Here is a 7,242-nt window from a genome sequence, read left to right on the forward strand (position 1 = left end):
GTCCAGCGCTGCCAGGATCTGGTCGTCACTTCGCCGCAGCGCTTGTGCATAGCTGCCAAACTGCTCGTCGCTGACCGTCGTCTTGGTAAACACCTCGAGGTATTGCAGCTGCTCGGTCGGGAAGCCCAATTGTAGATCGTCAATGATCTCGTCGGATGGGACGATGGGTGCCCACATGTCGATGACCGGGATCGACGCGGCGTGTTGTTCTGCGGACATGCTGCTTACCGTAGTGGGAAGGGTTTTCCACCGGTGTGAACGACTCGTTGCAGACTGTTCCAAGTCATGCGACCACACGCCAAATACGGCGCTGATCGACCAGCTGCTGGATGAGCGAGCAGCGGTAGCCGTGCACCATTGTGTCCACGCTTAGCGTCAGCCGTGCAACCAGATACGCGGTAGTAGCGTTATCACCGGTTAGGCAGAATCCACTTCGACGTCACGGGACCACCGCCGACCACCGTTACCATGAACAACGGCATGAAAGACCTAATGATTTGAACGCCATAGACAACACAGCCAAGCGAGGCTCCACCGATTTCGGGGCTTGAAGGTGTTGGTCGCGTCCGGCTCAACCCGGCTGATCAGCAGGTGGCTGAGTTCGGCGACGAGCTCGCCGTCACATGGGCGCCGTCCAATCTGGCCAACCAGCTCTTTGCCGCCACGAGGTCCGACGTGGAAGCCGTCACGCATACACCGGTGACCGCGCTACATCCCTCTTAGTCTTCCTGAACGGAGTATCGACTATGACACGAGCGACTGGCCTGCGAGGCGACAAGCCCAGGCGGGTGTTCCGCGACCGCCGCGAGGCGGGTCAGGTGCTGGCCGGTCTGTTGCAGGCGTACCGCGGCAAGCCGGACGTCGTCGTCCTGGGTCTGGCGCGCGGCGGCATTCCCGTCGCATGGGAGGTGGCCGCCGCACTGGACGCTCCCCTCGACGCGTTCGTCGTCCGCAAGCTCGGTGCACCCGGTCACGAGGAGTTCGCGGTGGGCGCGCTGGCCAGCGGTGGCCGTGTCGTGGTCAACGACGATGTGCTGCGCGGCCTGCGCGTCACCCCGCAGCAGTTGCAGGAGATCGCCGAGCGCGAGGGTCGTGAGCTGATCCGCCGTGAGGCCGCCTACCGCGACGGTCGGCCACCGCTCGACGTCACCGGCAAGACGGTGATTGTGGTCGACGACGGATTGGCGACCGGGTCGAGCATGTTCGCCGCGGTGCAGGCGCTGCGCGATTGCGAGCCCGCCCATATCGTCATCGCCGTGCCCGCTGCCCCGGAGTCGACCTGCCGCGAATTCGCCGGGATGGTCGATGACGTCGTCTGCGCCTCGATGCCCACGCCGTTTCTGGCGGTCGGCGAGTCGTTCTGGGACTTCAACCAGGTTAGCGACGAGGAGGTCCGTGAGTTGCTGGCCACCCCGACGACCGGGGCCAAGCCGGTGGGCCTGGCCGAGCAGCGGGCCGCCGATCTTGTTCTGCACGCCGCGATCGACGCTCCGCGCGGGGTGCCGCCTCGCGAGATGCTCGACGAGTTGATCGGCGATGCTCGCATCGTGCTGATCGGCGAAAGTTCGCATGGCACCCACGAGTTCTACGAAGCCCGCGCCGAGATCACGAAATGGCTGATCGAGCAGAAGGGTTTCAACGCCGTCGCCGCGGAGGCCGACTGGCCCGACGCATACCGGGTGAACCGGTATGTCCGGGGACTGGGCGGCGACTCGTCCGTCGAGGAGGCGCTGCAGGGCTTCGAACGCTTCCCAGCCTGGATGTGGCGCAACGTGGTGGTCCGCGACTTCGCCCAGTGGCTGCGCTGGCACAACCAGCGGTGTGCCACCGACGGGGCGCGCCAGAGCGGCTTCTACGGTCTCGATCTGTACAGCCTGCACCGCTCGATGCACGAGGTGATCGCCTACCTCGACACCGTCGACCCGACCGCGGCGGCACGGGCGCGAGGCCGCTACGCCTGCTTCGACCATTCCGCCGGCGACGACGGCCAGGCCTACGGCTACGCCGCGGCGTTCGGCGCCGGGCCGTCCTGTGAGCGTCAAGCCGTCGAGCAGCTGGTCGAGCTACAACGCAACGCGCTGAGCTATCTAAGCCAGGACGGCGAACTCGCCGAGGACGAACTGTTCTACGCCCAGCAGAACGCCGTCACGGTGCGCAATGCCGAGGAGTACTACCGTGGCATGTTCCGCGGCCGGGCGACATCGTGGAACATGCGCGACACCCATATGGCCGAGACCCTCAACGCACTAGTGACCCATCTGGATCGGCACAGCGGGGCCGAACCTGCCCGAATCGTGGTGTGGGCGCACAACTCTCATGTGGGTGACGCTCGTGCGACCGAGGTGTCCGCCGATGGTCAGCTGACCATCGGTCAGCTAGTCCGCGAACGGTACGGCGAAGAATGCCGCCTCATCGGCTTCAGCACGTATCAGGGCACCGTCACCGCGGCCAGCGAGTGGGGCGGCATCGCCGAGCGCAAGTCCGTCCGACCAGCCCTGAACGGCAGCATCGAGGAGCTTCTGCACGAGACTGGCAAGGACGCTTTCCTGATCGTCATGCATGACGGCTCACCGGCGGAAAAGGCCCTGGATGTGGTACGTCTGGCCCGGGCTATCGGCGTGATCTATCTGCCGCAGACGGAACGGCAGAGCCATTACTTCCATGTCCGCCCCTCCGACCAGTACGACGCGATGATCCACATCGACGCCACACGCGCCCTCGAGCCGCTGGAGCCGACCAGTCTGTGGATCGCCGGTGAAACCCCCGAGACCTATCCCAGCGGCCTGTAGCGCTGCGACCGGCGATCCCGCCAATAGGGCTTTGCCTCACCAAACCCGACGGAGTCTGACACCAATGAACGTTCCCACTCCGCATGTCCGGCGAGGCGCCGAATCGTCACCCTGACGATGAACACTTTCCTCGTCCCGACACCCGACGATCCAACCCGACGGCCCCGGAGATTTCACCCGAATACTCCGGGGCCGTCTTCACAGTTGACACGATCCGGTCGGCGACACGGCGTCTTGGCACGCGTTGCACACCCCCAAGGACGCGGGGCAACTGAACGCCTGCAGAGGGCCCAACGGCCCTAGAGCCGGCCTGATCGTCGGCCTACGTTCGTGATATGCGCCGCAACATATGCCCGGCGACGCAATCCCGCGTAACCACCAATGAGGAGTACACCATGACCACCGCCAAGGACATCATGCACGACAAGGCGACGTGTATCGGCGAACATGAGACGCTGACGGCCGCGGCACGGCACATGCGCGATCTGGGTGTGGGTGCCCTGCCGATCTGCGGAGACGACGACCGCCTGCACGGGATGATCACCGACCGCGACATCGTCATCAAGTGCATCGCCGCCGGCCACGATCCGAACACCACCGCCGCCGGTGAGCTCGCCCAAGGCAGCCTCTACCACGTCGACGCCGACGCAAGCATCGAAGAGATGCTCACCGTCATGGAAGAACACCAGGTCCGCCGCCTGCCCGTGATCGAGGAGCATCGCCTGGTCGGTATCGTCAGCGAAGCCGACATCGCCCGGCACCTGCCCGAACACGCCATCGTCGCATTCGTCAAAGCCATCTGCTCGCCCTCCGCTATCACGAGTTCCTGAAGTCGCGCCCAGCGGCGGCAAGGGATACCACACGCGTCCCCGCATGCCACCGGAGTTGCGGCTGTCTTGATCGCATCCGGAAACGGCACCGGCGGGCGGCATCATGCAGCACTCGGGCCGCCCGCAACCGGCGACGTGGGTGCGTACGTCAACGCCGACTCGATCGGGGTAAGGGTGTGTATCTGCGCGAGGGTGGCATTCCCCACCGGCAGGCAGTTGCCCGCATCGGTGTCCGGCCCGGATCGTATGACCCGCAACACGTTCGGTGATAATGCCCGGGAGGTGGTCGCCAGCGCACACGCCGAACTACCGGTCACCCTAGGCCTGGGGTTTCGATGGCCCCGACGTGGGACGGGTTGCCCGTTAATTGCAGCCCGGCCCGATAGCAGCCGGCGCCGGGTCTGCCCCCACGGTGATGTCTGCTGGGGTCGGTCCCGTTGCGCTACTGTCGAATATGGATCGACGCACGCTGCTGCGAGCGATGACCGTGGGAGCGATCGCCGCCACAGTCGGCTCCCCGCGGGCCCACGCCGACCGGGTGCGCTGGGGGGTAACGGCGCATCGGGTGCCGGCACCCGATCCAGTGCTAATTGGACTGCCCGGCAGCGGAAATCAGTTGGCGCTCACCGTCGATGACGGTACCAGCGCCGAGGTGGTAGCGGCCTTGGCGAAGTGGTGCGCGGACACCGGTACGCGGCTGACGTTCTTCGTCAACGGCGTCAACAACTCCTGGTTGGTGAATGCGCCCGCGTTGGCGCCGATGGTGGATTCCGGTCAGGTTCAGCTGGGCAACCACACCTGGTCCCATCCCGATATCACCCGCATGGGGCTCGACAAGGTCACCGACCAGATCCGCCGCAACGGTGATTTCCTGCGCACCACCTACGGCGTCGACGGCACCCCGTACTTTCGGCCGCCGTATGGTCGGCACACGGCCGACACCGACCGCGTCGCCGCCGATCTCGGGTACACCATGATCACCCTGTGGAGCGCCGACATCGGCGACGATCGGGCCATCAACGAAGCCCAGCTCGTCGCCAACGCACAACAAACGTTCCAGCGGCAGCAGATCGTGCTCGCACATGCCAATCTGCCGCCGATTACCCACTGCCTGGCCCAACTCAGCGACATCATCAACAGCCGCGAACTGCGAACCGTCACGCTGGCCGACGTCTTCTCGTGAATCACGACCTCGCCAGCCTGTGTCGACTGGAACTGCGGGATCACCGCAGGTCTTCTCCTGCCGCGGTCTCGACACGGTCGGGCCGGTGCGGCTCGTCGGCGACCTCACCACGGGACGGCCGAACGACCGCGGCTCGAGGGGGCGGCTCCTCAGGGGGCGGCTCCTCAGGTGGTGGCTCCTCAGGTGGTGGGCTTTCGGGCATTTTCTTGTCGGTGCGGGCCCGTACCTCGTCGAGGTCTGCACCCTTGGCCTGTCCGACTGCCCAGGCGAGGAGGCCGGCCCATTCCGATTCGGCTGTCGCACCGGTGCGCGGCGCGCCCTGCCTGCTCGACGTCGGGGGTTGCGCAACGGCGTCGATGAACATCGGCTGCAGTGCGTCGATCGCCTCCTGGGCCGCGTAGAACCCGGCGCGGGCTTCCTTCATCGCCCCGGTGACCACGCTGACCGTGGAGGTGTGCCGGGAGTCCCCGGCCTTGAAGTGCCGGTGCAGCGCAGAGGTCCAGCCGTGCAGGATGGCGGGCCTGGTGGAGCGCCGATGGTCGGCGATGAACGCGGCCACGGCGGCTTCGGTGACGGCGTCCTCGGCGGGTGAGGCGTCGTCGAGCTGCTCGGCGATCTCGGCGGCCAGTACGGGCACCACACCCGCCGATTCCCATTGGTATCGGCCACAATCGGCGTGGTGGCTGGGCGCGACGATGATCACTCCGTTGTGGCCGCGGATTTCACCCCAGCCGCCGCCGAGGCGGCCGGTGCTGTTACCCAGCGTCCGCCCGGGCGGCTGGGTGAAGACGTAATGCCCGCGGCCCGCAACGTCAGGCCGTGTCGACTGGAACGGCGCCGCAACAAGGTGCCGGCGCAGAACGTCGGGCAGCTTGTCGGGGGCGTCCGCGTCGAACACGACGGCGCCGGATCGGCCGCAGTGCAGCGCAATGTCGTGATCGGTCCCGGCGAACCACGCTGTGATCTGCTTGGGATGGCGGCTGGACTTCGCGTGCCACTTCTTGCCGACAACCGAGCCGGGATCTTTCGTGCCGCGCCTGACGGGCAGGACATACCAGCCGGCGGCGGCGTAGGCCAAGGCAGCGGTCAGCGTGTCGCCGTCCGGATCGAGGTCGGGGATTACCAACTGTGAGTTCATGGGGCCGCCGCCGACAGCTTAGCGGCGCGACACCGTTGGACACCGTGTGGCGCCGCGGGTCCCGGCGACGATCCGGCCGGTGCAGGCGCTACGGCACCGTCCGGCGAAGAACTTGCTTACCCTCAGGCTGCTCTCCCTCGGCGTGCCCGAGCATGCGACGATGACGGGTATGCCCGACCACACCGACCAGCGAGAGTTACTCAAGAAATTCCTCGGGGAGGGCCGTCCGGCCACCCCGGAGGCGATCGCGCAGGTTGTCGAGGCCGGCGCCGCCGGACACCGCTTCGGCCAGACTCACCCCGACCGGACCGGAGACGCGGCACCCGTCGAGGTCGTGCTCGACCTCGCCAACACCCTGCCCCCAAGACTGGAGCAGATGATGCGCCAGGGCCGAAGCGCCCGACAAGCCGAGGCCAGCAGCTGGGCGCCACCATACCAGCCCTGACAAGCCTGGCCGGGGTGGCGATGCAGCACGGGCATCGTCAGCTCCATTCAGATCGTCGCCGACGTGGACCGCATGAACGCGTTGGCCGTGCATGTGGCCAAGATCGCCCGACGCCGCCCCCGACACGCGCTTGCCGAGGAAGTCAGTGACTGCTTTCCTGAAATAGGCAGGGTGGCAGTCGAATTGGGCAACAGCGCCCAGCAAGTGCTGCTGTCTCGCGATCCTGAAAAAGCTGCCGCCTGCGCGAAGAAGACAACGCGATGGACAACCTGCACCGGCAGCTGTTCACCCACACCGCGCGCAATCGTGCCCGACAAGAGTGAACGGGTTGCCCGGCAGGCACGGGAGGCGATCCGCCGGATGAAGGACCTAATTCCCTTATCGGCGAGCCGTTCCGCGGGACACACTCGGGGGATGAAGCTGTTCGCGGATCGTGTCGACGCCGGACGCCAATTGGCCCACCGCCTGGATTTCTTGCGCGGACAGGACGTCGTTGTTCTTCGCCTGCCACGGGGTGGGGTGCCGGTGGCGTTCGAGGTGGCCAAGGCGCTGCAGGCGCCGCTGGATGTTCTTGTGGTGCGCAAGCTCGGTGTGCCGTTTCAGCCCGAGCTGGCATTCGGCGCCATCGGTGAGGGCGGCGTGCGGGTCATCAACGACTCCGTCGTGCGTGCGGCGGACCTTCGCGGCCACGACATGGACGCGGTCGAAAACGCGCAGCGCGCCGAGCTGCAGCGCCGCGTGGAACGTTTCCGCCGCGGGCGTGACCGCATCTCGCTGGCGGGGCGGGTCGCGGTGATCGTCGACGACGGCGTCGCCACCGGGGCGACCGCAAAGGCCGCCTGCCAGGTGGCCCGCGC

Annotated in this window: 7 protein-coding genes and 2 pseudogenes; 7 read left to right on the forward strand and 2 right to left on the reverse strand. The window is 66.6% G+C overall.

Features of this window, described 5'->3' with window-relative positions; genetic code table 11:
- Window positions 1-219 (reverse strand): annotated as a pseudogene (locus ACLP9N_RS13070) (hypothetical protein); the annotation flags it as partial.
- A gap of 201 nt (window positions 220-420) precedes the next feature.
- On the opposite strand from ACLP9N_RS13070, the pseudogene ACLP9N_RS13075 reads away from it, so the two are divergent.
- The 5 genes and pseudogenes from ACLP9N_RS13075 to ACLP9N_RS13095 all read left to right on the forward strand — a co-directional run.
- Window positions 421-501, forward strand: a pseudogene (locus ACLP9N_RS13075) (DUF1942 domain-containing protein); the annotation flags it as partial.
- A 36-nt stretch (window positions 502-537) separates the two neighbouring features.
- Window positions 538-723 (forward strand): dsRBD fold-containing protein, encoded by a 186-nt coding sequence (locus ACLP9N_RS13080; RefSeq protein ID WP_442407806.1) that lies wholly within the window; start codon window positions 538-540, stop codon window positions 721-723.
- Window positions 724-746: 23 nt separating this feature from the next.
- Window positions 747-2,789, forward strand: a complete 2,043-nt coding sequence (locus ACLP9N_RS13085; protein ID WP_442407800.1) for an erythromycin esterase family protein — start codon at window positions 747-749, stop codon at window positions 2,787-2,789.
- Between the two features lie 395 nt (window positions 2,790-3,184).
- Complete coding sequence (locus ACLP9N_RS13090; protein WP_442407801.1) at window positions 3,185-3,619, forward strand: CBS domain-containing protein; 435 nt, start codon at window positions 3,185-3,187, stop codon at window positions 3,617-3,619.
- Window positions 3,620-4,073: 454 nt separating this feature from the next.
- The gene (locus ACLP9N_RS13095) at window positions 4,074-4,802 is read left to right on the forward strand and encodes a polysaccharide deacetylase family protein (RefSeq protein WP_442407802.1); all 729 of its coding nucleotides are present in this window, start codon (window positions 4,074-4,076) and stop codon (window positions 4,800-4,802) included.
- Window positions 4,803-4,842: 40 nt separating this feature from the next.
- Here ACLP9N_RS13095 and ACLP9N_RS13100 read toward each other — a convergent pair whose 3' ends face one another.
- Window positions 4,843-5,940 carry a bifunctional DNA primase/polymerase gene (locus ACLP9N_RS13100; protein ID WP_442407803.1) on the reverse strand — a complete coding sequence of 366 codons (1,098 nt, stop codon included), beginning with the start codon at window positions 5,938-5,940 and terminating at the stop codon, window positions 4,843-4,845.
- A gap of 46 nt (window positions 5,941-5,986) precedes the next feature.
- On the opposite strand from ACLP9N_RS13100, the gene ACLP9N_RS13105 reads away from it, so the two are divergent.
- Both ACLP9N_RS13105 and ACLP9N_RS13110 read left to right on the forward strand, forming a co-directional pair.
- Entirely contained in the window at window positions 5,987-6,385 is a 399-nt protein-coding gene (locus tag ACLP9N_RS13105) for a hypothetical protein (RefSeq protein ID WP_442407804.1), read from the forward strand.
- 63 nt (window positions 6,386-6,448) lie between these two features.
- Window positions 6,449-7,242: phosphoribosyltransferase family protein (locus ACLP9N_RS13110; protein ID WP_442407805.1), on the forward strand; the 794-nt coding region annotated here is incomplete at its 3' end.

Source organism: Mycobacterium sp., assembly GCF_052144515.1.
Lineage (GTDB): Bacteria > Actinomycetota > Actinomycetes > Mycobacteriales > Mycobacteriaceae > Mycobacterium.